Below are 24,114 nucleotides of genomic sequence, written 5' to 3' on the forward strand. Positions count from 1 at the left end.
AGGCCGTGCATTCTAGCCTAATTCGAAGGGTTTCGGCACCCGCTCTAAGCCACGGCTGCCGGGCGGCGGAACCGGACTTGCGGGTCAAAAAAAATTGCCTTGTGTTGCCTGCTCCGGCCCTATCGCCGGCAAGCCGGCTCCCACAGGTATATCACCACCCCTCAAGGCCTGCGTTGTACCTGTGGGAGCCGGCTTGCCGGCGATAGGGCCGGTAAAGCACAGAACCTGCTACCAGACAAGCTAACAGTTGTCGAGATATGGTTGGGCCAGTCCTTTGCGTATACTGCAACCTATGTTCGCCCACACTGCTTTGCGCCAGCGTTGCGCCAGATGGCTTTTCGCAACCGGACTCTTTCTGCTGCTCGGTGCCTGCGTTGAAAAACCCAGCACCCTCGAGCGCGTGAAGGAGGATGGCGTGCTGCGCGTGATCACCCGCAACAGCCCGGCCACCTACTTCCAGGACCGCAACGGCGAAACCGGCTTCGAATACGAGCTGGTCCAGCATTTCGCCGAGGATCTCGGCGTGAAGCTGCAGATCGAGACCGCCGACAACCTCGACGAGCTGTACGACAGCCTTGGCAAGCCCTCCGGCCCGGTGCTGGCAGCGGCCGGCCTGGTCACCAGCGAACGACGCAAGGCCCAGGTCAGGTACTCCCACCCTTACCTGGAAGTGACCCCACAGGTCATCTACCGCAACGGCCGCACGCGCCCCACCAACGCCAAGGGCCTGGTCGGCAAGAAGATAATGGTGCTCAAGGGCAGCAGCCACGCCGACCAGCTGGCCGAGCTGAAAAAGCAGTACCCGGGCCTGGAATACGAAGAATCCGACGCCGTCGAGGTGGTCGACCTGCTGCGCATGGTCGACGAAGGCCAGATCGACCTGACCCTGGTCGACTCCAACGAGCTGGCGATGAACCAGGTGTACTTCCCCAACGTGCGGGTTGCCTTCGACCTGGGCGACACCCGCGACCAGCGCTGGGCGGTGGCGGCCGGTGAAGACAACAGCCTGCTCAACGAGGTCAACGAGTTCCTCGACAAGGCGCAGAAGAACGGCACCCTGCAACGCCTGAAGGACCGCTACTACGGCCATGTCGACGTACTGGGCTATGTGGGGGCCTACACCTTCGCCCAGCACCTGCAGCAGCGCCTGCCCAAGTACGAGAAGCACTTCAAGAGCTACGCCAAGGTCGAGCAGGTGGACTGGCGCCTGCTGGCCGCCATCGGCTACCAGGAATCGATGTGGCAGCCCGAGGTCACCTCCAAGACCGGCGTGCGCGGCCTGATGATGCTGACCCAGCGCACCGCCCAGGCGATGGGCGTGTCCAACCGCCTGGACCCGAAGCAGAGCATCCAGGGCGGCGCCAAGTACTTCATGAAGATCAAGGAAGAGCTCGACGACAGCATCCAGGAACCGGACCGCACCTGGTTCGCCTTGGCTGCCTACAACGTCGGCACCGGCCACCTGGAAGACGCCCGCACCCTGGCCAAGCGCGAGAAGCTCAACCCGAACAAGTGGCTGGACGTGAAGAAGATGCTGCCACGGCTGTCGCAGAAGCAGTGGTATCGGCAGACCAAATACGGTTATGCACGTGGCGGCGAGCCGGTGCATTTCGTGGCCAACATCCGTCGCTACTACGACATCCTCACCTGGGTAACCCAGCCGCAGCTCGAAGGCCAGGTGGCCGAGGGCAGCCTGCATGTGCCCGGGGTGAACAAGGACAAGCCGGCGGAGCAGTCGCCGCCGATGTAGGCCTGTCAGGGCCCAATCGCCGGCAAGCCAGCTCCCACAGGTTCTCCACTGCCCCCAGGCCTGCAGATATCCTGTGGGAGCTGGCTTGCCGGCGATAGGGCCCTGACAGGTTACCCCTTGGCCCGGCGGGCCTTGAAGAAGTCACTTAGGATCTGCCCGCACTCCTCCGCCAGCACCCCGCCCTCCACCATCACCCGGTGGTTCAGGAAGCCCTGCCCGAAAAACTGCCCCTGGCTCTGCACTATCCCCGCCTTGGGCTCCAGCGCGCCGTACACCACCCGCATCACCCGCGAATGCACGATCAACCCCGCACACATGCTGCACGGTTCCAGGGTCACATACAGGGTGCTGCCGGGCAGCCGGTAGTTGCTGGCGGATTTCGCCGCCGCGCGAATGGCCACCATCTCGGCGTGCGCACTGGGGTCACTGTCGATGATCGGCCGATTGAAGCCCTGCCCGATCACCTGCCCATGCTGCACCAGTACCGCGCCCACCGGCACCTCGCCCATGGCCGCGCCTTCGGCGGCCAGGTCCAGGGCTAGGCGCATGAATTCCTGATCGCGGCTGCGATCGATGATCTGCGGGCGCATCAGACCACCGCGATCGCGGCCATCAGGCCGGTTTCCATGTGGTCGATGACGTGGCAGTGGAACATCCAGGTGCCCGGGTTATCCGCCACCAGCGCCACCTGGGCGCGCTCGTTCTTGCCCAGCAGGTAGGTATCGGTGAACCACGGCTCCTTGATGTCGTGACGGTTGGAGCCGATCACCTTGAAGCTCATGCCGTGCAGGTGGATTGGGTGCTGGTACTGGGTCATGTTCTTCAGCTCGAAGATGTAGCTCTTGCCCTTCTTCAGCGTGGCAATCGGCCGCTCGGCGCAAGTCTTGTCGGTGATGTCCCAGGCCTGGCCGTTGATCTGCCACATGCTCGACGGCCTGTCCTGGTCCGTAGTGACCGAGACTTTCGCCGCCCATTCGAAATTGAAGTTGAGCTTTTCGGCATTCTCCAGGTCCGGCTCGGCGATCGGGTTGGGCGGTAGCGCTGGCGGCCAGTCGCTCGGCGCGTCGTTACTGGCCACCGAACGCAGGGTGCCCAGGCGCACGAAACCGTCGCGCAGGGAGATCTCCTCCCCCGCCTCGGGAATGCGGATAGCCAGGCAGATACGCATGCCTGGGCCGAGCCAGTAGTCATCGTCCAATGGGCGCGGGGTTACCGGGTTGCCGTCCAGAGCATAGATTCTTGCCTCGCAGTTGCCCTTGAGGTTGATGCGGTAGGTCCAGGTGTTGTCCAGGTTAAGCAGACGCACCCGCACAACCTGGCCGGCTGGCAGCTCGGTGACCGAATCGGCCTGGCCATTGATGGTGATCAGGCGCCCGGCGGTGCCGTTGCGCGCCGCCTCACGCGGGATGCTGAACGGCAACCAGGCGCCCTGCTCGTCCACGTGCCAGTTCTTCAGGCTGAGCGTGCGCTCATGCTGGAAGCCGGTCGGCTCGCGCTCCTCGACGATCAGCGGGCCGACCAGGCCACGGCCCAGCTCCTCGGAGCTGCTGACGTGCGGGTGGTACCAGTAGCTGCCGGCATCCGGCACACGGAACTTGTAGTCGAAGTACTCGCCGGGTTTGACCGGCAGTTGCGACACATAGGGCACACCGTCCATTTCCAGCGGCAGGCGGATACCGTGCCAGTGGATGGTGGTTTCGACCGGCAGGTGGTTGATGAAGCGCACCCGCAGCCAAGTACCCTGGCGCACGCGCAACTCGGTACCCGGTGCCGACGGGCCGAAGGCCCAGGCCTCGGTCTTGTGCCCAGGCACCAGTTCGACGTCCAGGGGCGCTGCGATCAGCTCGTAGTCATGGCCGGCATTGTCGTCTTCGACCTTGCCCAGCCAGTAACGCGCCGCGCCACCGGCGCCCAGGCCAACCACAACCAGGCCGGTCAGGCCCTTGAGCATTTGTCGACGGGTGAAGGACATCGGTGCGGGTACCTCGTGTTCTGCGCAATCAAGCTGCCAGCATGGCTGGCGATGAAGGGCGAATACGATACACCTGCAAATGGGAAATATTAAGTGAAGTCTCTTTGGATGCTGCCCGCAGCCTTGCTATCGCAAGTGCTGTCGGGGGCCAGACAAAGGTCGTTGAACCATTGCTGGTCCCCAACGGACGGCACGCGCAAGGCCGCCTGCAGCAATTGCGGGTCGAGCAGGATGTCCAGGTTGTTCAGGCGCGTGGCGAGGTCGGGGTGCGTATCGAACGGATGGGTAGTGGCCAGCCCCAGCACTTCCTCGCCCAGTTGCAACGGCGTGCCTTGCAGGTGCGCCGCCAGCGCCTGCAAAAGGTTGCTGCCACCGTGTGCGACCAACAAGCCGTCGATCACCTGGCCCAGGGCAATCACCCGTAACAGCGCCTGTACGAACAGCTTCGGGCCAGCGACCTCGGCACCTGCCCGATCAGCCAGCAATTCCTGTGCACGCCCCCAGTGATGAACCGCAAGCTGGAAATGGTGCAAGAACTGCCCGGCAAGCCACAAGGTGGGCCGAACCACCCAGCGCGGAGCATCCTCGTCGCCGACCATGGCCGAATACTGCGCGCACATCAGGCTGAATCGCGCACTGGTTTCGCTGCCCCGCTCCGTATCACGGCGCCTGAAATGGCCCAGTTCGTGACCGATGATCGAGGCCGCCTCGGCCTGGCTCAAGGCGGCCAGGCAAGGTAGAGGCAGATACAATGTGCGCCCCCTGAGGACCTGCCCGTCGGGCTGCAGCAGGATCGGAACGCTGGTGACGAAAAACCCTTGGTCAAGCCCGACCACGATATGGTCCGGGGCGGGCGCGTGCAGTTGCGCTGCCAAGGTCTCGATCCACTGCCACACCGCTGGGGTCGCCTGCCTGCCGAGCGGGCGGGCCAGAAAACTGGCGGTCGGAGACTGCATCAGCGGCCACTGCCGACGCATTCGCCAGACCTGGCGAACACACACAACCAGAACAGAGGCCAGCGGCAGCACCACGATCAACACCGTCATGCCGCCCTGCGCTGCGCGGCTCGCTCCGGAACTGGCCTCGTAGAGCAACGACAGGCAAAGCGAACCGGCAAGCATGACCATGTAAATGCTCAAGCAACAGCCCAGGCCCTGCCAGCTGGCCATCATGCGCTCATGCAGGTAGGCCGCAGAACGCAGCGCCCGCCAGGCGTCCAGCTTCAGCTTGAGCCAGGCCCAGAGGCCTGCCAGCAAAGCGGCCACCGCCAGCCAGCAGCTCACACTGGCCATCATCTTCCGTACGCTTACCCAGTGGCGATCCGCATCGAGCAGGTCCAGATGGCGCTGCAGGGCCTGTCGTGGATCGACATGCCTGGCAAGCTGCTTGCGGGCTTCCCATGGCAATTGCCGTAGCAACGTCTCACTGGGGGCAGCCAGCCATTGCCGTATGGTCCGGGCCTGATCCTGCGCCGTGTCAGCCCGCCAGTACTGCACTTTACCCCAGCCGAACAGCACCAGTGGCAGCAGCAGCAGGATCAGGCCCCAACCGAAGCGCCTCATTGCCCCATAGCGCCAATGGTCACGATCAGGCTCATCTGGCCGCTTCACCCAGACGCGCCACGCCCGGATACAACTGCGCCAACGTACGCCTGGCCTGGGCCGCTTGCACATAGGCATAAAGCAGATCCACCAGTTCCTGCAGGCCAAGGCGTCGCCCGGCCACGACGGGCGTGCACAACCACAGCCTGACGCGCAAGCCGCCCGCGACGACCACCGCGTCAGGCGAGGCCAGCGCCCTGAAACAGGCCGGTGCCAGCGCTGGTGCATGGCTGAACGCCGACACGGTAAAGATCAGCCGTGTGGTGAAGTAACCCTGCTCGACCTCGAAACCGTCGAAGGAATGCAGTGGGGTCGGCGCCTGCGCGTTGGCGAAGCACAGGGTATCTGGCGTTACGCTCAGCACCCGCTTGCCGTGCCGGCGGTATAGCACGACGGCGCAGGCTAGCCCCGCTACCCCGAGGCCGGCCAGGCCGAGGCCGAAACCAGACATCAGCCAGATGACACCGCTGCTGGCACCGGGACTGAACTGCACCGCCAGGGCGGTCAGCCATATCCCCAGTGCGCCGAACAGCAGGCCAATCACAGCACAGGCCAGCGCCTTGCCGAGCGAGCGCTCCAGCAGTACGAAGCTGTCGGTGGGGCCATCAGCCTGCTCCTGCAGGTACGCGAGGTGGGCTTCGCGTTCGCCGTTATCCATCGGTCTGCAACAGATCCAGTTGCCGTTGCGCATGTGCCGCATCGCGGTAGGCCGCCAGCAGGGCGAGCACTTCCTCGTTCCCCAGCTTGCGTCCGTTGCTGGCCAGGCCTGCGGACATGATGCGGATCTGCGGTCGCGGTTTCTTCAACACCATGGCCTGGTTACCGAAGAACTGCAGTTTCACCACATGATGCTTTGGCAGGACGGCTTCGCTGCTCATTTCCAGCGTCTGCACCATGACCAGCCCTTCATCCTTGACCGAAACGTCTTCTACTTCCGCCAGGTCTACCGGTGCATCCAGCGTATCGACAAACAATTGCCGGCGGGTCAGGCGCATGAATACCTGGGTACCGGCATTACGGTGTTGCCAGGTCACCGCTGCTGCAATCAAGGTGATGAAGACACCGGCTGCAAGCGCCCCCAAGCGTTCAGGGTTGAATGTCACGGCCGTGATGATCAGGGAACCCAGCAACAATACTGGCCCCCAGACCCGGTAACGCCGGGAGTTGGTGAACTCGCTCTGCTCGGGCACGCGCTCGATCACTTGCTTGAGCTCAGCGATCACTCGGTCGCGCTGGGCGGCACGGCTTTGCTCATAGTCCTGACCGAGCGAGCCAGACAGCTCGGACAGCGGGTCGTTGAACTCGCTCATGGTCATTGCGCCTCCGTGCTCTGTGCTGCCAGGTAATCGGTAAGGAATGCCTGGGCATTGCCCTGATGCGACAGCCCTTCCGAATAGCCGACCTGCATTGCCTGAGCCTCACCCGGCAGATACAGTTCGCCGCCCCAGTTACCCTGGATGATCAGCACAACGTATTTCTTGCCATCCACGGTGGTGGAGTAACGGGTATCCCTGCTGGTTTTCTCCACCTGCATTTTCTGGATGCGCATGTTCCAGTCGTGATCGACGCCCTCGATTTGTACCAGCGCTTCGTTGGCGGCGCGTTCACCGATGCGCAGCGTCCACACCTTGGCACCTTGCGTCCCCGTGTAGGCAATTACCTGGTCAGCCACTTCCGGACGTTCTTCAGCGTGAACCTGGCCCAGCCACAGGCTGAGCGCAGCCACCAGAAGGGCAGTCCATTTGCGATAAGCGAGCATGTCTTTTCCATCCTGAATCGGAACAAACGCCCATTGAAATAAGCCTGGCCCGTCTAGCCAACCCCGCTGACCGGTTCGCACAACAGACAGCGCTGTGCGCACAATGGCTGTCGCTGAAAATGTGCACGCGTTACCATTTCCGGCCATGCCGCCCTCAGCCAAGGATGCCTAGCGCACATGCGATCGATCAGCCCCTACCTCGACACCGACTTTTCATTCGATAGCCCCGGGTCACTCGCCGAGGCCGGTGTGCTGGACGCGAACAGCGCGCGGGTGATGGGCAGCGCGTCCGGCCACTATCGGGCGCAGACGGTACACGACGGGTTGCAGTACTTCGATTGCAACCTGCAATTTCCGGAGCCGCTGAGGATCGACAAGGTGCTGCCGCAAAGCCTGTGCATCGTGCAGGTGTTCGACGGGGCGTGGCAGCACACGGTGGACGGAAGGCTCAACAGTTATGCCCCTGGCGAATTGCACATGCTGGGCCTTGGTGAAAGCCTGGAGGCGCGGGACCAATTGCCCGCCAACAGTCACGCCCGTATGGCCGGGGTACGTATTGCTGGCGATTACCTGCACGAGCTGGCCCGGGACGACGCGCAGCTGAAGCCTCTGCTGGCGCTGATCGCCGATGGCATGCGCTTCGACCAGTTGCCACAGTGCCCAGCGGTGAGCCGCCTGTTCCAGCAGCTCTATCTGTCGCCCTACACCGGCGGGCTCAGGCGCCTGCATTGCGAGAGCCTGAGCCTGGCCATCGTGCTGGAGCTGGCCAGCCACCTGATCGGGCACAGGTCTGCCGAGAAGATTCAGGACCGGGGGCGCCGCGATCTGGCCGTTGAAACGCGCCGCCAGCTCGACGAAAACCTGAACGCCCCGCCCACTGCTGCAGCCCTCGCTCGCCAATTGGGGGTGAGCGAAACCACCATGCGCCGCGCGTTCAGCCACGAATACGGCCGGTCGCTCCTGCAATACGTTCGGCAACAAAGAATGGAACTGGCCCGCGCCCTTCTGCTGGAGCGTCGATGGCAGGTATCGCAGGTTGCCTACCATGTCGGCTACGCCAACCCTGCCAATTTCTGCCATGCCTACAAGGCGTATTTCGGGCATTCTCCTGGGGCCGAGTAGGGTTTGGCAAAAAAAACGGGCCTGCAATGCAGGCCCGTTTCATTAACCGCGAGGCGGGATCATTCCCACTCGATGGTCGCTGGCGGCTTGCTCGACACGTCGTAGGTAACGCGCGAGATACCGTCGATTTCGTTGATGATACGGCCGCTGACGGTTTCCAGCAGTTCGTACGGCAGGTGCGCCCAGCGCGCGGTCATGAAGTCCACGGTCTCGACGGCACGCAGGGCCACGACCCAGGCGTAGCGACGGCCGTCGCCAACGACACCAACCGACTTGACCGGCTGGAACACCACGAATGCCTGGCTGGTCTTGTGGTACCAGTCGGCCTTGCGCAGCTCTTCGATGAAGATGTGGTCGGCGCGACGCAGGATGTCGGCGTATTCCTTCTTCACTTCACCCAGGATACGCACGCCCAGGCCCGGGCCCGGGAACGGGTGGCGGTAGACCATGTCGTACGGCAGGCCCAGCTCCAGGCCGATCTTGCGCACTTCGTCCTTGAACAGTTCACGCAGCGGCTCGACCAGCTTGAGGTTCATTTCCTCAGGCAGGCCACCGACGTTGTGGTGCGACTTGATCACGTGGGCCTTGCCGCTCTTGGCGCCAGCCGATTCGATCACGTCCGGGTAGATGGTGCCCTGGGCGAGGAACTGGATGTTTTCCAGCTTGCTGGCTTCGGCATCGAACACGTCGATGAAGGTGCGGCCGATGATCTTGCGCTTCTTCTCCGGGTCGGCTTCGCCGGCCAGGTTGTCGAGGAACTGCTTTTCAGCGTCGGCGCGGATGACCTTGACGCCCATGTTCTCCTTGAACATGGCCATCACCTGGTCGCCTTCGTGCAGGCGCAGCAGGCCGTTGTCGACGAATACGCAGGTCAGCTGGTCGCCGATGGCGCGGTGCAGCAGTGCGGCAACGACGGAGCTGTCGACGCCGCCGGACAGGCCCAGCAGGACGTTGGCCGAACCAACCTGCTCACGCACCTGGGCAATGGCGTCTTCGACGATGTTGGACGGAGTCCACAGGGCTTCACAGCCGCAAATGTCCTGCACGAAGCGGGACAGGATGCGACCGCCCTGCTTGGTGTGGGTCACTTCCGGGTGGAACTGCACGCCGTAGTAGCCGCGCGCGTCGTCGAACATGCCGGCGATCGGGCAGCTCGGGGTGCTGGCCAGCACGTGGAAGTTGCCCGGCATCTGGGTGACCTTGTCGCCGTGGCTCATCCACACGTCCAGGCCCAGTACGCCGTCGGCGTCGATGTGGTCTTCGATGCCGTCGAGCAGGCGGCTCTTGCCGACCACGTCCACGCGGGCATAACCGAATTCACGCAGGTCGGAGCCTTCGACCTTGCCGCCCATCTGCTCGGCCATGGTCTGCATGCCGTAGCAGATACCCAGCACGGGTACGTTCAGGTCGAACACCGCCTGCGGGGCGCGCGGGCTGTTGGCTTCGTGGACCGACTCGGGGCCGCCGGCGAGGATGATGCCGCGCGGGTTGAATTCGCGGATCGCTTCATCGTCCATGTCGAACGGATGCAGCTCGCAGTACACGCCGATTTCGCGCACGCGGCGGGCGATCAGCTGGGTGTACTGGGAACCGAAATCGAGGATCAGGATGCGGTGAGCGTGAATGTCGAGGGCCATGACTCAATCTCGTCAGTGGAAATCGGAAACGACGCGGGGCTGTCATGACAGCCCCGCATGCTTGTATTGCTTGAAGCCTCAGCCTACGCGGTAGTTAGGGGCTTCTTTGGTGATCTGCACGTCATGCACGTGGGACTCGGCCATGCCGGCACCGGTGATGCGCACGAATTCCGGCTTGGTGCGCATCTCTTCGATGGTTGCGCTGCCGGTGTAGCCCATGGACGAACGCAGGCCGCCCATCAGCTGGTGGATGATCGCGGCCAGGGCGCCCTTGTAGGGAACACGGCCTTCGATGCCTTCCGGTACCAGCTTCTCGGCGCCAGCCGAGGAGTCCTGGAAGTAGCGGTCGGACGAGCCTTGCGCCTGTGCCATGGCACCCAGCGAGCCCATGCCGCGGTAGGCCTTGTAGGAACGGCCCTGGAACAGTTCGACTTCACCCGGAGCCTCTTCGGTACCGGCGAACATCGAACCCATCATCACGCAGGAAGCACCGGCGACGATGGCCTTGGACAGGTCACCCGAGAAGCGGATGCCGCCGTCGGCGATCAGCGGCACGCCAGTGCCTTCCAGTGCAGCGGCAACGTTGGCGATGGCGCTGATTTGCGGCACGCCGACGCCGGCAACGATACGGGTGGTGCAGATCGAGCCCGGGCCGATACCGACCTTGACCGCGTCAGCGCCAGCTTCGGCCAGAGCCTTGGCGGCAGCGCCGGTGGCGATGTTGCCGCCGATCACCTGCACTTGCGGGTAGGTTTCCTTGACCCAGCGAACGCGGTCGATCACACCTTTGGAGTGACCGTGGGCGGTGTCGACCACCACCACGTCAACGCCAGCAGCCACCAGGGCGGCAACGCGCTCGCCGGTGTCCTTGCCGGTGCCGACCGCGGCGCCGACGCGCAGGCGACCCTGGTCGTCCTTGCTGGCCAGCGGGTAGGCCTTGGCCTTTTCGATGTCCTTGACGGTCATCATGCCCTTGAGGTTGAACTTGTCGTCAACGATCAGGACTTTTTCCAGGCGGTGCTTGTGCAGCAGCTCACGGACTTCGTTCTTGTCGGCGCCTTCGCGGACGGTGACCAAACGCTCTTTCGGGGTCATCACGTCGCGGACCTTGGCGTCCAGGCGGCTTTCGAAGCGCACGTCACGGGAGGTGACGATGCCGACCAGGTCGCCGTTCGCCAGCACCGGAACGCCGGAGATGTTGTTCAGGCGGGTCAGGTCGAACAGGTCGCGCACGGTGGCGTCGGCGTCGATGGTGATCGGGTCCTTGACCACGCCAGCCTCGAACTTCTTGACCTTGCGGACTTCGCTGGCCTGCTGTTCGATAGTCATGTTCTTGTGGATGATGCCGATGCCGCCTTCCTGGGCCATGGCAATGGCCAGGCGCGCTTCGGTCACGGTATCCATGGCGGCGGAAACCAGCGGAATGTTCAGCTCGATGCCGCGGGTCAAACGGGTCTTGAGACTGACTTCATTGGGCAGTACCTCGGAATAGCCAGGTACAAGGAGGATATCGTCGAAGGTCAGGGCTTCTTGGCTGATACGCAGCATCGCGGGGGCTCCCGGGCGGGAAAAATGGAAGCGCGCCATTATACTCATGCACGGCGCGCCGCTCAATGCAAAATAAGGGCCTTCGGTCAGCCTTGTGGCAGTTTCACCTGTACCACGGTCACCGGCTGGTCGAGCCAGTCGGCGAAGCTGTCGAGAAAGGCCTGGGTGAACCCGGCCTCGCCCCAGTTGTTGAAGATGAACCCCAGGTTGGAAAAGGCACATGGCTGCAGGTAAATGAAGCCATTGATGTCATCTTCGAAGCCGCACAACGGGCAGGTGAAGTTGTCGCTCACCGCCGGCATCCATTCTTCCAGGCTTTCGAACAGCGGCTCACCCACCTCGCGCCGGCACTCGGGGCAACCGGCCTCTTCGAGGAAACCTTCGGTAGGGGTATAGATGCAGCGCTTGAGCATTACCTCCAGGCCGTTGACCTGCTCGCCGAAGGGCAGTTTCTGCGGGTGCAGGGCCACTTTGCGGGCACCTTCGGCCAGGGCATGGCCCATGCGGTTGCCGGTGCGGCCACAGGTGGTCAGCTGTTCCTCGACGACTTTCTCGCGCACCAGCCAGCGCAGGATGGCGCGGGCCCGGGCTTCGTGCACCGGGACGGTAGACAGCTTGGGAACGATGATGCTCTGGGTGTTCATGAACGGGACAAGCCTGAAAAAAACTGCGGTATTGGCGCAATTCTACCGCCTGCTCAGGCGCTCAGGTAGCGACCGATCAGCGCCAGGCCGCTGGCCAGCACCAGCCAGGTGACCAGGCGCACGAAAGCTTCGCGGGACAGCCGGTGGGTGAGCCTGCGCCCCAACCAGAGGCCGACGAGCATGACCGGCAACAGGCAGGCGGCGAGCAGCAGCAGGTTCTGGTCGGCATAGACACCTGCGATCAGGAACAGTGTCAGGCGCACCACCGTACTGCAACTGATCAGCGCGCTCTGGGTAGCGCGCACCTGTTCCTTCACCTCCAGCCGCGCGCTCAGGTACAGGGCATAAAGGAAGCCGCCGCTGCCGAACAAGGCGCCGAACAGCCCACCTGCCGTGCCCATCGGCATTGCCCAGAAACCCGACAGACTGGCCGGCCGTACCTTCACCGCCAGCCCGTACAAGGCATAGGCCGTGACGAACAGGCCCATCAGCAGCAGCAACAGGTCGGACTTCAGCTGTAGCAGGAATACCACGCCCAGCGTGCAGCCAATGGCCATGAACGGCAGCAGCCGCAGCAGTTCGCCGCGCACGACATCGCGGCGCGAGGGCAACAGGTTGCCGAAGGCGGCGACGAAGTCCAGCAGCACCAGCAGCGGAATGATCCTCGACAGCGGCATGAAGTGGATCAGCACTGGGCCGGCCACCAGCGCGGTGCCGAAACCGGCGATGCCGAAGACGATGTAGGCAGCGCCGACACCAAGCAGGATGGGCAGCCAGTCAAGGCCGGAAAACGACAGTTGGGCGAGCATGGCAGCAGCTCCTGGGAAGACAGGCAAAGGTTAGCCAGCCATGAGCCATGCCGACTAATATGCCTTTGTCGCCACACTCATCTCGAAAAGGCATGACATGACGTCGATCCGCCAATTGCGTTACTTCGTGGAAATCGCCGAATGCGGCAGCTTCAGCGCTGCCGCCGAGCGGCTGTACATCGCCCAGTCGGCGCTGAGCCGGCAGATCAAGGAACTGGAGCAGCAACTGGGCACGCCGCTGTTCGAGCGCACCGCGCGCCTGCCGCGCCTGACACTGGCTGGCCAGGCCTTCCTCGAACGGGCGCGGCGCTTGCTGGCCGACCTGGCACAGGCCGAGAGGGTTACCCGCGATATTGGCGAAGGGTTGCAGGGCAGCCTGCGCCTGAACCACTCCAGTACCGTACCGCTGACCGGCCCGTTGCTGGCTCGCCTGGGCGGCTACTTGCGCGACAACCCAGGGGTTTCGCTGGAAATTGCCCAGCAGTCGTCGGAGGCGCAACTGGAGGATATCGCTGCCGGGCGGTTGGATATCGGCCTGCTGCGCTTGCCGGTGCTGCGCCAGCATGAAGGGGTGGTGCTGCATGAACTGTTCAGCGAGCCCCTGCTGCTGGCGGTCGCCGCCGGGCATCCCTTGGCCAGCGCGCCACAGGTGAAACTGGAACAACTGCGGGAAGAGCGCTTCATTTCCATTCCGCACCGGGACCGTGGCGGGCTGAGCTACCTGTCGGCCTCGATGTGCATGGAGGCAGGCTTTTTCCCGCGAGCGGCGCAGGTGCTGTCGCGCAAGACCACCCAGTTGCAGTTGATTCAGGCGGGGTTTGGGGTGGCGTTGTTGCCGGAATGCATGCGTGAGATTGCGCCAGCCTCAGTCAGCTTCGTGGCGCTGGAAGGAGGGTGTGAGAGTACTGTGGCGATGGCTTGCAGGCGTGATGCAGGTTCGATGGTACGCCAGTTCGTGACGGCGATGCAGGCCTGAAAGGCCCCATCGCCGGCAAGCCGGCTCCCACAGGGACAGCATGAGGCCCAAGCCAGCGCGATACCTGTGGGAGCCGGCTTGCCGGCGATAGGGCCGGGACAGACAACCGGGGCCGATGTCCTTTATGATGCCCGCCATGATCAGAGACCCTTTCGAACGACTCGGCCTGGACCGCGAGGTCCTTACCGTCAGCCAACTCAACGGCCGCGCCCGCGTGCTGCTGGAAGACGTGTTCCGCAGCGTGTGGGTGGAAGGCGAGATTTCCAACCTCGCCCGCCCGGCGTCCGGCCACATGTACTTCACCCTCAAGGACAGCGGCGCCCAGGTGCGTTGCGCGCTGTTCCGGCAGAACGCCACGCGGGTGCGCCAGGCCCTGCGCGACGGTCTGGCGGTGCGGGTACGCGGCAAGGTTTCGCTGTTCGAAGGGCGTGGCGACTATCAGCTGATTCTCGACACCGTCGAGCCGGCCGGTGATGGCGCCCTGCGCCTGGCCTTCGAAGCACTGAAGGAAAAGCTCGGTGCCGAGGGGCTGTTCAGCGCCGAACGCAAGCAGCCGCTGCCAGCCCACCCGCAGCGCATCGGCATCATTACCTCGCCCACCGGTGCAGTGATCCGCGACATCATCAGTGTGTTCGGTCGCCGCGCCCCGCAGGTGGAGCTGAACCTGATCCCCACCGCAGTACAGGGCCGCGAAGCCATTGCACAGATCGTGCGCGCCATCCGCCTGGCCGACAGCCTCGGGTTCGATGCGCTGATCCTGGCCCGGGGCGGTGGCTCGCTGGAAGACCTGTGGTGCTTCAACGAAGAAGCCGTGGCGCGGGCCGTGGCCGCTTGTGTCACGCCGATTGTCAGCGCCGTGGGCCATGAGACCGATGTCTCGATCAGCGACTTTGTCGCCGACGTGCGCGCGCCCACACCCTCTGCTGCCGCCGAGCTGCTGGCCCCCGACAACAGTGGCCTGCAGCAACGCCTGGATGGCCTGCAACGGCGCTTGCTGCTGCGCATGCAGAACCGCCTGACCCACGACCGCCTGCGCCTGGAGTCGCTGACCCGGCGCCTGCGCCACCCGGGCGAGCGCCTGCGCCAGCAGGCCCAACGGCTGGACGACCTGGACATGCGCTTGCGCCGCGCGTTCATGCTCAATCTCAACCAGCGCCACGAGCGCCTGGCACGCCTGGACACCCGCCTCGCCGCGCAGCACCCGGGGCGCACCCTGAAACTGCTGGGCCAACGCCTGGACAGCCTGGCCGAGCGCCTGCCACGGGCCATGCGCGAGGTGCTCAAGGACCGCCGCCAGCGCTTCCAGGCCCAGTTGCAGACGCTGCAGGTGGTCAGCCCGCTGGCCACCCTCGCCCGCGGCTACAGCATCCTGCTGGACGAACAGGGCCAGGCCATCCGCAGCGCCGAACAGACCCGCAATGGCCAGCGCCTGACCGCCCGCCTGAACGAAGGCGAGCTGTTGGTGCGGGTCGAAGACAACCACCTGACCCCGGTCACCCTCTCACTTCTGGACTGACACATGCCCCGCCTGCTCGCGCCCCTGCTTGCCCTTTCCCTCCTGCTGCTGGCCGGCGGCGCCCAGGCCAGCTACATCGCCCGCACGCTGAACAAGCCGGTACCCGGCGGCGTGGCGGTGGTCGACCTCGGCCCCGCCGCCAGCGCGCCCAGCGCCCGCTTCGACGGCAAGCCGGTGCTGGTGGTGAAAGAGCAGGACAACTGGCTGGCCATCGTTGGCATCCCGCTGACCCAGAAGCCCGGCACCGCGGTGCTGAGCCAGGGCGGCCGTACCCTGCCTTTCACGGTCGGTAGCAAGAAATACCCCGAGCAGCGCATCACCCTGAAGAACACGCGCCAGGTCAACCCGAACCCGGCCGACCTCAAGCGCATCGACCGTGAGCTGGCCGAGCAGATCAAGGCCTATCGCAGCTTCAGCCCGACCCTGCCCAGCAACCTGATCCTCGACAAGCCGGTCAGTGGCCCGCTGTCGAGCAAGTTCGGCGTGCGCCGTTTCTTCAATGGCGAAGAACGCAACCCGCATGCCGGGCTGGACTTCGCGGTGCCGGCCGGCACGCCGATCAAGACCCCGGCCAATGGCAAGGTGATTCTGGTGGGCGATTACTTCTTCAATGGCCGTACGGTGTTCGTCGACCACGGGCAGGGCTTTATCAGCATGTTCTGTCATATGTCGAAGATCGATGTGCAGGTGGGGCAGCAGCTGCGCCGGGGCGAGGTGGTGGGGCGTGTGGGCTCGACCGGGCGGGCTACCGGGCCGCACATGCACTGGAACGTCAGCCTGAACGATGCGCGGGTGGATCCGGCGATTTTCATTGGCGCGTTCCAGCCCTGAGACCGCGGCGCCTGCTTCGCGGGCATGCCCGCTCCCACAGGTCCCGCGCAGGATTCGAGGCCTGTGGTAATCCTGTGGGAGCTGGCTTGCCGGCGATGAGGCCAGAGCAGGTAAACTCGCTTCCAAGGTGTTGCGCCATCGAAAAATACTGCGCAAAAATAGAGAAGCACTCAGAAAATTACAGCGATAAAATCTCGCATTTCGGCTTTTTTTAAGCATTCCTCTCAATTTTTCCTGAATGCTTGCCATCCCCCACCCCACTGGTTAGGGTTGAAGGCATGAAAACCTTCAGCACCCTCATCCTGCTCCGACAACATCGCAGCCTCTGCCTGGTCAGCGCCCGACTACCAGGCTGAATCGCGTCGCCTCGCCTTTCATCTCGTTATCGCTCGGCAGGCCCGATCTCGGCCGCACACAAAAGGATTGCTTCCATGACCATGCTCAAAGACCCTTCGAAGAAATACCGCGCTTTCCCGACCATCGACCTGCCTGACCGTACCTGGCCGTCGAAGACCATCACCGCCGCGCCAATCTGGTGCAGCTCCGACCTGCGTGATGGCAACCAGTCGCTGATCGAGCCAATGGATTCGGAGAAGAAACTGCGCTTCTGGAAGACCCTGGTGCAGGTTGGCGTGAAGGAAATCGAAGCCTCGTTCCCGTCCGCTTCGCAGACCGATTTCGATTTCGTGCGCATGCTGATCGAAGACGGCCACATCCCGGACGACACCACCATCCAGGTGCTCACCCAGGCCCGTGAAGACCTCATCGCCCGCACCTTCGAGTCGCTGCGCGGGGCGAAGAAGGCCATCGTCCACCTGTACAACGCCACCAGCCCGTCGTTCCGCCGCATCGTCTTCAACCAGGACAAGCAAGGCGTGAAGGACATCGCGGTGAACGCGGCCAAGCTGTTCGTCAAGTACGCCGCCCAGCAGCCGGAAACCCAGTGGACCTTCCAGTACTCGCCAGAAACCTTCAGCGCCACCGAGATGGAGTTCGCCAAGGAAGTCTGCGACGCGGTCATCGAGGTATGGAACCCGACCCCCGAGCACAAGATCATCCTCAACCTGCCCGCCACCGTGGAAGTGTCCACCCCGAACATCTACGCCGACCAGATCGAATGGTTCTGCCGTAATGTCAGCCGTCGCGACAGCGTGATCATCAGCCTGCACTGCCACAACGACCGTGGCACCGGCATTGCCGCCACCGAACTGGGCCTGATGGCCGGTGCCGATCGCGCCGAAGGCTGCCTGTTCGGCAACGGCGAGCGTACCGGCAACGTCGACCTGGTGACCCTGGCGTTGAACCTCTACACCCAGGGTATCGACCCGCTGCTGGACTTCTCCGACATCGATGGCGTGCGCAAGGTGGTCGAAGAGTGCAACCAGCTGCCGGTGCACCCACGCCACCCGTACGTGGGCGACCTGGTCCACACCGCGTTCTCCGGCTCGCACCAGGATGCCATCCGCAAGGGCTTCGCCAAGCAGCAGGAAGGCGAGCTGTGGGAAGTGCCTTACTTGCCGATCGACCCGGCCGACATCGGCCGCAGCTACGAGGCGGTAATCCGCGTCAACAGCCAGTCGGGCAAAGGCGGCATCACCTACCTGCTTGAGCAGGAATACGGCATCAGCCTGCCGCGCCGCATGCAGATCGAGTTCAGCCAGGTAGTACAGGGTGAAACCGACCGCCTGGGCCTGGAAATGACCGCCCAGCAGATCTACAGCCTGCTGCACAAGGAATACCTCCAGGCCAACGCCCCGTACGCGCTGGTCAGCCACCGCCTGCAGGAAGAGAACGGCCACAGCGCCGTGGAAGTGGAAGTTGCCGGTGAAGGCGAAACCACCCTGCACTGGCGCGGCAAGGGCAACGGCGCGCTGGAAGCACTGGTGGCCGGCCTGCCGATTGCCGTGGAGATCATGGACTACAACGAGCATGCCATTGGCGCCGGTACCAATGCCAAGGCCGCGGCCTATATCGAACTGCGCGTGGCCGGTGGCCGCCCGGTGCATGGCGTGGGTATCGATGAAAACATCACCACGGCCAGCTTCAAGGCACTGTTCAGTGCGCTGAACCGCTCGCTGAGCCAGCAAGAAGCAAAAGCGGCCTGAGCCAAACTACAATAAATAATCCCGCATCCTGTGATGCGGGATTTTTTATTGGCCGATGCTGCCCCTTCGGACAGGGCAACAATCAATAGCGCGAACCGGGCCGATGGTAGGCGCTAGAATGGAACAGCCAGTGGCCACTATTGTCCGAAGCCTTGTAATTGTCCATCAGCACAGCCCTTTGGATCTCATGCCAACCCAGTGGCGTTATCGAAGAATCGGCCGCGACCGGCACGACAGTGTCAGTTGCTATAGAGGTAAGGAAACACAAATCCTCCCGCCCGCTTTCATCCGTGGCCACTTGGGAATACTGGAACAGCTCATTCAGATGGCCTGCAGATGTAGCCTTGTGCGCAAAAACCATGTGCATTTGATAGAAGTTATAAATCCCCGGCCCCTGAATCTCAAATGACTCCATACGCGTGTTCGATCCATGAACGCCTTCGGCATAACTGCTAGAGAGCTTCACCCCTCCAGCGCCTAGCGCCACGAATCCGCCGCCTACAGACAGCTCGACCTCTGAAGTTTGGGTAACAGACGAGCTGAACCCTTCCGTAACCTCAACGGCGTGAGTGTATTTGGTCGCGTTTGGTATACGAACCGTCTGCACATGTTCAAGGTAGGCAAACACCGGTACGCTGTAGGTTCCCCAGTTCTGGTTCCAGATCCACATGTCCCCATATATGGTCCCGCCTCGTACCCAGCAGCCGGGATTAAGCGACTTCCCGGTTTCGCCGAGCAAATAGTTATCAATTTCGTAACTACCGCGTTTCTCTGGCATATAGCTAATCTGCTCAACAACTTTGCTATCGATTATACTCACTGCACACTCCTGGCATTGACGGTTTACTGACATCGCCAACTTTATGAGCAGCAGATCTTGCAACTAAGCCTGAAGCGGTTCCTTGTTGGCACCCGCTTTATCAACGCAAAAAAAAAGGGGCGCCGACCAAGCGCCCCACAAGCCGTAAAGCACACAACAAATTCAGTTGGCGTCCAGCAGCGCCATCGCCTCCGCGCTGCACGCTTCGATCCGCGCCCAGTCGCCGTTCTTGATCCAGCTGCTGTCGAGCATCCAGGTACCACCCACGCACATCACATTGGGCAGCGCCATGTAATTGCGCACGTTGGCCGGGTTCACACCGCCCGTAGGGCAGAAACGAATATCGCCGAATGGGCCGCCAAAGGCCTTGATCGCCGCCACGCCGCCGCTGATCTCCGCCGGGAACAGCTTGAAGCGGCGGTAGCCCAGGGCGTAGCCCATCATGATTTCGGACGGCGTGCTGATGCCTGGCAGCAGCGGGATCTCGCTGTCCACACCGGCTTCGAGAATGTCCTGGGTAATGCCTGGGGTAACGACGAATTGCGCACCCCCAGCTTCAACGGCGGCGAACATTCCGCGATCGAGCACGGTGCCGGCGCCGACACAAAGCTCCGGGCGCTGCTCGCGCAACACCTGGATGGCCTTCAGGCCATATTGCGAGCGCAAGGTCACTTCCAGGGTACGGATACCGCCGGCGGCCAGGGCGTCAGCCAGCGGCAGGATGTCTTCCTCACGGGCGATGGTGATCACCGGCAGGATGCGCGCCTTTTCGCAAATGGCGTCGATCCGTGCGGCTTTGTCGGCCATCGAGAGCTTGGACTGTGGGCGTTCGAGGGTGGTCATGACTGTGGATCCTTGGCTCATGGGCACCAGTAGATGTCCAGGGGGGCGTGAAGAAAAGCGCGAATCGGCATTTCGGTAAGGTCGTTGCCAGCCAGCGCGGCGCGCAGGGTAGCGAGTTTGCCCTGCCCTTGTACGGACAGCGCGGTAAAGGCGGAGCTGGCCAGCAGCGAGCGGGTCATCGACAGGCGCTGGTGCGGCACGCTCGGTGCCAGCAAGGGCAGGCAGCGGCGTGGGTTGGCCAGGTCGAGGCCTGCCTCCAGGTTGGGGCTGGCAGGGAACAGCGAAGCGGTATGGCCATCATCCCCCATGCCCAGCACCAGTACGTCGATCGGCGGCAGCTCGGCCAGGGCCTGATCGGCCTTGCCCGCGGCGGCATCAAGGTTCTCCGCCTGCTGGTAAAGGCCAACGAAGCGGGCCTTGGCCGCCGCGCCCTTGAACAGGTGGCGGGCCAGCAGGCCGGCGTTGCTGTCGGCGTGCTCCACCGGCACCCAGCGCTCATCGGCCAGGCTGACGGTGACCTTGGCCCAGTCGAGGTTTTCGCTGGCCAGCTTCTCGAGAAACGGCACCGGGCTACGGCCGCCGGATAGCACCACGCAGGCCTGGCCCTTGGCGGCAATGGCTGCGCGCAGGCGCTCGGCCACGTCATGGGCCTGGGCTGCGGCCAGAGCCTTGGCATCCGCCAGCTCATGTACCGTCACAGTCGCTGGCAGTTTCAGTTCAGATATCCCCATACCACGCCCTCCCATCGCGTGTGATCAGTGCAATCGAGCTCATCGGCCCCCAGGAGCCTGCCGCGTATGGCTTGGGCGCATCGCCCGCGTTACGCCAGCCGGCGATCAGCTGGTCGCACCACTTCCAGGCATACTCGATTTCGTCCTTGCGCACGAACAGGTTCTGGTTACCGCGCATCACTTCGAGCAACAGCCGCTCGTAGGCATCCGGAATCCGTGCACTGCGCCAGGTATCGGAGAAATTCAGCTGCAACGGGCCGCTGCGCAGTTGCATGCCTTTGTCCAGGCCCTGCTCCTTGGTCATCACCCGTAAAGAGATGCCTTCGTCCGGTTGCAGGCGGATGATCAGCTTGTTACCGATCTGCAAACGCTGTTCCGGAGCGAAGATGTAGTGCGGCGTTTCCTTGAAGTGGATGACGATCTGCGACAGCTTCTGCGGCATGCGCTTGCCGGTACGCAGGTAGAACGGCACCCCCGACCAGCGCCAGTTGCGGATGTCGGCACGCAGGGCGACGAAGGTTTCGGTGTCGCTCTGGGCGTTGGCGTTGTCTTCTTCCAGGTAACCAGGCACCGGCTTGCCATCGCTGTAGCCAGCGATGTACTGGCCGCGCACCACACGGGTGCTCAGCCCTTCACCGGTGATCGGTGCCAGGGCCTTGAGTACCTTGACCTTCTCGTCACGGATGGCATCGGCCGACAGTTCGCTGGGCGGGTCCATGGCGATCAGGCACAGCAGCTGCAGCAGGTGGTTCTGGATCATGTCGCGCAGCTGGCCGGCCTTGTCGAAGTAGCCCCAGCGGCCTTCGATACCGACCTTCTCGGCGACTGTGATCTCCACATGGGAGATGGAATTCTGGTTCCACTGGGTTTCGAACAGGCTGTTGGCGAAACGCAGGGCGATCAGGTTCTGCACCGTTTCCTTGCCCAGGTAGTGGTCGATGCGGTAGACCCGGCTCTCCGGGAAGAACCGCGCCACGGCATCGTTGACCCGGCGCGACGACTCCAGGTCGTGGCCAATGGGCTTCTCCAGTACCACCCGGGTGCGTTCGGCCAGCCCGGCCTTGTCGAGGTTTTCGCAGATGGCCCCGTACACCGCCGCAGCGGTGGCGAAGTAGGCGATCAGCGGCAGCTCGCCCGGCAACTGCTCGGCCAGGGCCTGGTAGCCCTCGGGCTGGAGGAAGTCCAGGTGCTGGTAGCTCAGCCTGGCGAGGAAGCGGCCCAGCGCGGCGGGCTCGATATCGGCCTCGGGCACATGCCGGCGCAGGTGCGCTTCGATGCTGTCCAGGTGGCCCTGCGCGCTACCGGCCTCGCGGGCCAGCGCCAGCAGGCGGGTTTCCGGGTGCAACAGGTTGGCCCGGTCGAGCTGGTAGAGCGCAGGAAACAGCTTGCGCAATGCCAGGTCGCCGAGGGCGCCAAACAGGGCAAAGGTGCAAGGTTCGACACTGATCGCAGCCATGATGTTGGTTCTTTCCTAAAGTTGGTCTAGGAATACCGCTTTCACATACGGTTTTCAAGGGATAATGTAGTAAAAACCACAACATTACACACAAGTGTTACAGACAAGTGGTACGTCAACCGCGCCGACAGTACGATAGACGACCGTGCAAAAAGCCTGCTGCTCCCACAGCCGGCTGTCTTCCCGACCCAAGGACACACCCCATGGACCGCGTGCGAAACCTCCTGGAACAGATCCAGGGCCGCCTCGACGAGCTGAACAAGGCCGAACGCAAAGTCGCCGAAGTCATCCTGCTCAACCCGCAACAAGCCACCCGTTTCAGCATTGCTGCGCTGGCCCAGGCGGCCAAGGTCAGCGAACCTACCGTCAACCGCTTCTGCCGCTCGTTCGGCGTCAGCGGCTACCCCGAGCTCAAGCTGCAGCTGGCGCAGAGCCTGGCCAGCGGCGCCGCCTACGTCAGCCGCGCGGTGGAGGCTGACGACGACCCGGCCGCCTACACCCAGAAGATCTTCGCCAGTGCCATCGCCTCGCTCGACAGCGCCTGCCAGCAGCTCGACCCGCAGCAGGTCAGCCGTGCCGTGGACATGATGATCCAGGCCCGGCAGATTCACTTCTTCGGCCTGGGCGCCTCGGCCCCGGTGGCGCTGGACGCCCAGCACAAGTTCTTCCGCTTCAACCTGGCAGTATCCGCCCACGCCGACGTACTGATGCAGCGCATGCTGGCCTCGGTGGCGCACACCGGCGACCTGTTCGTGATCATCTCCTACACCGGGCGCACCCGCGAACTGGTCGAGGTTGCCCGCCTGGCCCGGGAAAACGGCGCCTCGGTGCTGGGCCTGACCGCTGCCGGTTCGCCACTGGCCAATGCCTGCAGCCTGAGCCTGCACATTCCGCTGCCGGAAGACACCGACATCTACATGCCGATGACCTCGCGGATCATCCAGCTGACTGTGCTCGATGTGCTGGCCACCGGCATGACCCTGCGTCGCGGCGTGGACTTCCAGCCGCACCTGCGCAAGATCAAGGAAAGCCTCAACGCCAGCCGCTACCCGATCGAGGACGACGAGCTCAACTGAGCCGGTGTGCCTGCAGGCGCAGGTGGGCACGCTGCCCCGGCGCCAGGCTCAGGCCCTCGCCACTGCCGCTGGCGGCCTCGACACAGACGAAGCGCTGGCATTCACGCCCGGTCACGCCCATCAGCGGGCGGTTGCCCGGGTGCCAGACCACCGTGTCGTCGCTGTCACCGGTATCGATGCACAGCTCGCGCTGCCAGGCCGGGTCCTGCAATTGCACCCGCGGCGTGCCGGGGTAGACCTTCTGGCAACCGCCCTTGAGCTTCAGCGCGCCATCTTCACGGCAGGCCTGGCGGTTCAGGCGGTCGTAGCCTTCGATATCCTCCAGCCCGGACAGCGCTATCTCGGACACGTCACTGATGCGCCAGTAGGCCAGCAGGGCATGGCTCAGCTGGCAGGGTTCGCTGTCCTGGTGCTCGGTGCTCAGGCTGAGCTCCATGCGGCTACCCAGCCGGGCATGCAGGTCGACCTGCCAGTCGCACAGGTCCAGCCGCCATTTCAAGGTTACCCCCTCCTCGTCCTCACGGCTGTCCACCAGCTTCCAGTCGAGCAGGCGCGCCCAGCCATGGGCCGGCCACAAGTCCTCGCTGGGGTGGCGGCCATACCATGGCCAGCACACCGGCACACCACCGCGGATCGCCCCCACCTGCGGCCACTGCTCGGCGCACCACAGCCAGGGCCGTTCACCCGCTGGTTGAAAATGCAGCAGTTGCGCACCCTGGCGGCTGAACACCGCCTGGCAACGGGGATGGTCGATGATCAGCACATCGCGCTGCTGGTAACGCTCCCACTCGAATGTCGGCCGGGGCCGCTGCGAGGTAAAGAAGCGATGGAGCGGATGTTCGGGCATGGTTCAGAGCTCTTGTTGTTTGAGATAGCGCTGTCTCGGCCTATCCCCGACAACCACTGAAGGCCAGTGGC

The 24,114-nt window shown here is 63.6% G+C and carries 22 protein-coding genes; 7 read left to right on the forward strand and 15 right to left on the reverse strand.

Annotated features, from left to right (window positions below):
- The first annotated feature begins 292 nt into the window (after positions 1 to 292).
- The gene (gene mltF / locus B2790_RS24170; protein WP_013971158.1) at positions 293 to 1,750 is read left to right on the forward strand and encodes a membrane-bound lytic murein transglycosylase MltF; all 1,458 of its coding nucleotides are present in this window, start codon (positions 293 to 295) and stop codon (positions 1,748 to 1,750) included.
- 110 nt (positions 1,751 to 1,860) lie between these two features.
- Here the strand turns inward: mltF and tadA are convergent, their stop codons facing one another.
- The 6 genes from tadA to B2790_RS24200 form a co-directional block, all read right to left on the reverse strand.
- Complete coding sequence (tadA, locus tag B2790_RS24175) at positions 1,861 to 2,340, reverse strand: tRNA adenosine(34) deaminase TadA (RefSeq protein ID WP_075043916.1); 480 nt, start codon at positions 2,338 to 2,340, stop codon at positions 1,861 to 1,863.
- Entirely contained in the window at positions 2,340 to 3,722 is a 1,383-nt protein-coding gene (locus B2790_RS24180; RefSeq protein WP_274078580.1) for a multicopper oxidase family protein, read from the reverse strand. Before B2790_RS24180 ends, tadA begins: the two co-directional genes overlap by 1 nt.
- An 89-nt stretch (positions 3,723 to 3,811) precedes the next feature.
- Complete coding sequence (locus B2790_RS24185; protein WP_286919948.1) at positions 3,812 to 5,239, reverse strand: M48 family metallopeptidase; 1,428 nt, start codon at positions 5,237 to 5,239, stop codon at positions 3,812 to 3,814.
- 76 nt (positions 5,240 to 5,315) lie between these two features.
- Positions 5,316 to 5,981 carry a hypothetical protein gene (locus B2790_RS24190; RefSeq protein ID WP_286919949.1) on the reverse strand — a complete coding sequence of 222 codons (666 nt, stop codon included), beginning with the start codon at positions 5,979 to 5,981 and terminating at the stop codon, positions 5,316 to 5,318.
- Positions 5,974 to 6,633, reverse strand: a complete 660-nt coding sequence (locus tag B2790_RS24195) for a hypothetical protein (RefSeq protein WP_286919950.1) — start codon at positions 6,631 to 6,633, stop codon at positions 5,974 to 5,976. The genes B2790_RS24190 and B2790_RS24195 overlap by 8 nt, the downstream gene beginning before the upstream one ends.
- Positions 6,634 to 6,635: 2 nt before the next feature.
- The gene (locus tag B2790_RS24200) at positions 6,636 to 7,082 is read right to left on the reverse strand and encodes a hypothetical protein (RefSeq protein ID WP_286919951.1); all 447 of its coding nucleotides are present in this window, start codon (positions 7,080 to 7,082) and stop codon (positions 6,636 to 6,638) included.
- Between the two features lie 177 nt (positions 7,083 to 7,259).
- Here B2790_RS24200 and B2790_RS24205 point away from each other — a divergent pair, with 177 nt between their 5' ends.
- The gene (locus B2790_RS24205) at positions 7,260 to 8,204 is read left to right on the forward strand and encodes a helix-turn-helix transcriptional regulator (RefSeq protein ID WP_286919952.1); all 945 of its coding nucleotides are present in this window, start codon (positions 7,260 to 7,262) and stop codon (positions 8,202 to 8,204) included.
- Positions 8,205 to 8,263: 59 nt separating this feature from the next.
- On the opposite strand, the gene guaA is transcribed toward B2790_RS24205, so the two are convergent.
- The 4 genes from guaA to B2790_RS24225 all read right to left on the reverse strand — a co-directional run bounded on the left by guaA (position 8,264) and on the right by B2790_RS24225 (position 12,842).
- On the reverse strand, positions 8,264 to 9,841 hold the full coding sequence (guaA, locus tag B2790_RS24210; protein WP_013971139.1) for a glutamine-hydrolyzing GMP synthase: 1,578 nt from the start codon (positions 9,839 to 9,841) through the stop codon (positions 8,264 to 8,266).
- Positions 9,842 to 9,919: 78 nt separating this feature from the next.
- Positions 9,920 to 11,389 carry an IMP dehydrogenase gene (gene guaB, locus B2790_RS24215; RefSeq protein ID WP_013971138.1) on the reverse strand — a complete coding sequence of 490 codons (1,470 nt, stop codon included), beginning with the start codon at positions 11,387 to 11,389 and terminating at the stop codon, positions 9,920 to 9,922.
- 86 nt (positions 11,390 to 11,475) lie between these two features.
- On the reverse strand, positions 11,476 to 12,033 hold the full coding sequence (locus tag B2790_RS24220; protein ID WP_075043909.1) for a sugar ABC transporter ATPase: 558 nt from the start codon (positions 12,031 to 12,033) through the stop codon (positions 11,476 to 11,478).
- A 53-nt stretch (positions 12,034 to 12,086) separates the two neighbouring features.
- Positions 12,087 to 12,842: a sulfite exporter TauE/SafE family protein gene (locus B2790_RS24225; protein WP_286919953.1), complete on the reverse strand. Its 756-nt coding sequence runs from the start codon at positions 12,840 to 12,842 to the stop codon at positions 12,087 to 12,089.
- A gap of 97 nt (positions 12,843 to 12,939) precedes the next feature.
- Here B2790_RS24225 and B2790_RS24230 point away from each other — a divergent pair, with 97 nt between their 5' ends.
- The 4 genes from B2790_RS24230 (at position 12,940) to leuA (ending at position 18,270) form a co-directional block, all read left to right on the forward strand.
- Complete coding sequence (locus B2790_RS24230) at positions 12,940 to 13,818, forward strand: LysR family transcriptional regulator (RefSeq protein ID WP_286919954.1); 879 nt, start codon at positions 12,940 to 12,942, stop codon at positions 13,816 to 13,818.
- Between the two features lie 136 nt (positions 13,819 to 13,954).
- Positions 13,955 to 15,334 carry an exodeoxyribonuclease VII large subunit gene (xseA, locus tag B2790_RS24235; RefSeq protein ID WP_061303230.1) on the forward strand — a complete coding sequence of 460 codons (1,380 nt, stop codon included), beginning with the start codon at positions 13,955 to 13,957 and terminating at the stop codon, positions 15,332 to 15,334.
- Positions 15,335 to 15,337: 3 nt separating this feature from the next.
- Positions 15,338 to 16,165, forward strand: a complete 828-nt coding sequence (locus B2790_RS24240) for a M23 family metallopeptidase (RefSeq protein WP_286919955.1) — start codon at positions 15,338 to 15,340, stop codon at positions 16,163 to 16,165.
- A 431-nt stretch (positions 16,166 to 16,596) separates the two neighbouring features.
- Entirely contained in the window at positions 16,597 to 18,270 is a 1,674-nt protein-coding gene (gene leuA / locus B2790_RS24245) for a 2-isopropylmalate synthase (RefSeq protein ID WP_112250867.1), read from the forward strand.
- An 82-nt stretch (positions 18,271 to 18,352) separates the two neighbouring features.
- Here leuA and B2790_RS24250 read toward each other — a convergent pair whose 3' ends face one another.
- The 4 genes from B2790_RS24250 to zwf form a co-directional block, all read right to left on the reverse strand.
- A complete protein-coding gene (locus B2790_RS24250; RefSeq protein ID WP_286919956.1) occupies positions 18,353 to 19,090 on the reverse strand; it encodes a monalysin family beta-barrel pore-forming toxin in 738 nt (245 codons plus the stop codon).
- Positions 19,091 to 19,252: 162 nt separating this feature from the next.
- Complete coding sequence (locus B2790_RS24255) at positions 19,253 to 19,933, reverse strand: bifunctional 4-hydroxy-2-oxoglutarate aldolase/2-dehydro-3-deoxy-phosphogluconate aldolase (RefSeq protein WP_286919957.1); 681 nt, start codon at positions 19,931 to 19,933, stop codon at positions 19,253 to 19,255.
- A 17-nt stretch (positions 19,934 to 19,950) separates the two neighbouring features.
- Positions 19,951 to 20,664: a 6-phosphogluconolactonase gene (pgl, locus tag B2790_RS24260; RefSeq protein ID WP_286919958.1), complete on the reverse strand. Its 714-nt coding sequence runs from the start codon at positions 20,662 to 20,664 to the stop codon at positions 19,951 to 19,953.
- Positions 20,651 to 22,120 carry a glucose-6-phosphate dehydrogenase gene (gene zwf / locus B2790_RS24265; protein WP_085616745.1) on the reverse strand — a complete coding sequence of 490 codons (1,470 nt, stop codon included), beginning with the start codon at positions 22,118 to 22,120 and terminating at the stop codon, positions 20,651 to 20,653. Before zwf ends, pgl begins: the two co-directional genes overlap by 14 nt.
- Positions 22,121 to 22,332: 212 nt before the next feature.
- On the opposite strand from zwf, the gene hexR reads away from it, so the two are divergent.
- A complete protein-coding gene (gene hexR / locus B2790_RS24270) occupies positions 22,333 to 23,196 on the forward strand; it encodes a DNA-binding transcriptional regulator HexR (RefSeq protein ID WP_169774905.1) in 864 nt (287 codons plus the stop codon).
- Here the strand turns inward: hexR and B2790_RS24275 are convergent.
- On the reverse strand, positions 23,189 to 24,043 hold the full coding sequence (locus B2790_RS24275; RefSeq protein WP_013971129.1) for a D-hexose-6-phosphate mutarotase: 855 nt from the start codon (positions 24,041 to 24,043) through the stop codon (positions 23,189 to 23,191). The genes hexR and B2790_RS24275 overlap by 8 nt on opposite strands.
- Positions 24,044 to 24,114: the final 71 nt, after the last annotated feature.

Origin of the sequence: Pseudomonas sp. UBA6753, assembly GCF_002453565.1 — a bacterium.
GTDB lineage: Bacteria > Pseudomonadota > Gammaproteobacteria > Pseudomonadales > Pseudomonadaceae > Aquipseudomonas > Aquipseudomonas putida_Z.

Bases quoted from the DNA above. Each gene is read 5' to 3' on its own strand.
- B2790_RS24220 (WP_075043909.1), bottom strand. From the start codon at position 12,033: ATGAACACCCAGAGCATCATCGTTCCCAAGCTGTCTACCGTCCCGGTG.
- B2790_RS24275 (WP_013971129.1), bottom strand. From the start codon at position 24,043: ATGCCCGAACATCCGCTCCATCGCTTCTTTACCTCGCAGCGGCCCCGG.
- xseA (WP_061303230.1), top strand. From the start codon at position 13,955: ATGATCAGAGACCCTTTCGAACGACTCGGCCTGGACCGCGAGGTCCTT.
- B2790_RS24240 (WP_286919955.1), top strand. From the start codon at position 15,338: ATGCCCCGCCTGCTCGCGCCCCTGCTTGCCCTTTCCCTCCTGCTGCTG.
- B2790_RS24230 (WP_286919954.1), top strand. From the start codon at position 12,940: ATGACGTCGATCCGCCAATTGCGTTACTTCGTGGAAATCGCCGAATGC.
- tadA (WP_075043916.1), bottom strand. From the start codon at position 2,340: ATGCGCCCGCAGATCATCGATCGCAGCCGCGATCAGGAATTCATGCGC.
- zwf (WP_085616745.1), bottom strand. From the start codon at position 22,120: ATGGCTGCGATCAGTGTCGAACCTTGCACCTTTGCCCTGTTTGGCGCC.
- B2790_RS24205 (WP_286919952.1), top strand. From the start codon at position 7,260: ATGCGATCGATCAGCCCCTACCTCGACACCGACTTTTCATTCGATAGC.
- B2790_RS24180 (WP_274078580.1), bottom strand. From the start codon at position 3,722: ATGTCCTTCACCCGTCGACAAATGCTCAAGGGCCTGACCGGCCTGGTT.
- guaA (WP_013971139.1), bottom strand. From the start codon at position 9,841: ATGGCCCTCGACATTCACGCTCACCGCATCCTGATCCTCGATTTCGGT.
- B2790_RS24195 (WP_286919950.1), bottom strand. From the start codon at position 6,633: ATGAGCGAGTTCAACGACCCGCTGTCCGAGCTGTCTGGCTCGCTCGGT.
- B2790_RS24255 (WP_286919957.1), bottom strand. From the start codon at position 19,933: ATGACCACCCTCGAACGCCCACAGTCCAAGCTCTCGATGGCCGACAAA.
- mltF (WP_013971158.1), top strand. From the start codon at position 293: ATGTTCGCCCACACTGCTTTGCGCCAGCGTTGCGCCAGATGGCTTTTC.
- pgl (WP_286919958.1), bottom strand. From the start codon at position 20,664: ATGGGGATATCTGAACTGAAACTGCCAGCGACTGTGACGGTACATGAG.
- B2790_RS24200 (WP_286919951.1), bottom strand. From the start codon at position 7,082: ATGCTCGCTTATCGCAAATGGACTGCCCTTCTGGTGGCTGCGCTCAGC.
- guaB (WP_013971138.1), bottom strand. From the start codon at position 11,389: ATGCTGCGTATCAGCCAAGAAGCCCTGACCTTCGACGATATCCTCCTT.
- B2790_RS24225 (WP_286919953.1), bottom strand. From the start codon at position 12,842: ATGCTCGCCCAACTGTCGTTTTCCGGCCTTGACTGGCTGCCCATCCTG.
- B2790_RS24190 (WP_286919949.1), bottom strand. From the start codon at position 5,981: ATGGATAACGGCGAACGCGAAGCCCACCTCGCGTACCTGCAGGAGCAG.
- leuA (WP_112250867.1), top strand. From the start codon at position 16,597: ATGACCATGCTCAAAGACCCTTCGAAGAAATACCGCGCTTTCCCGACC.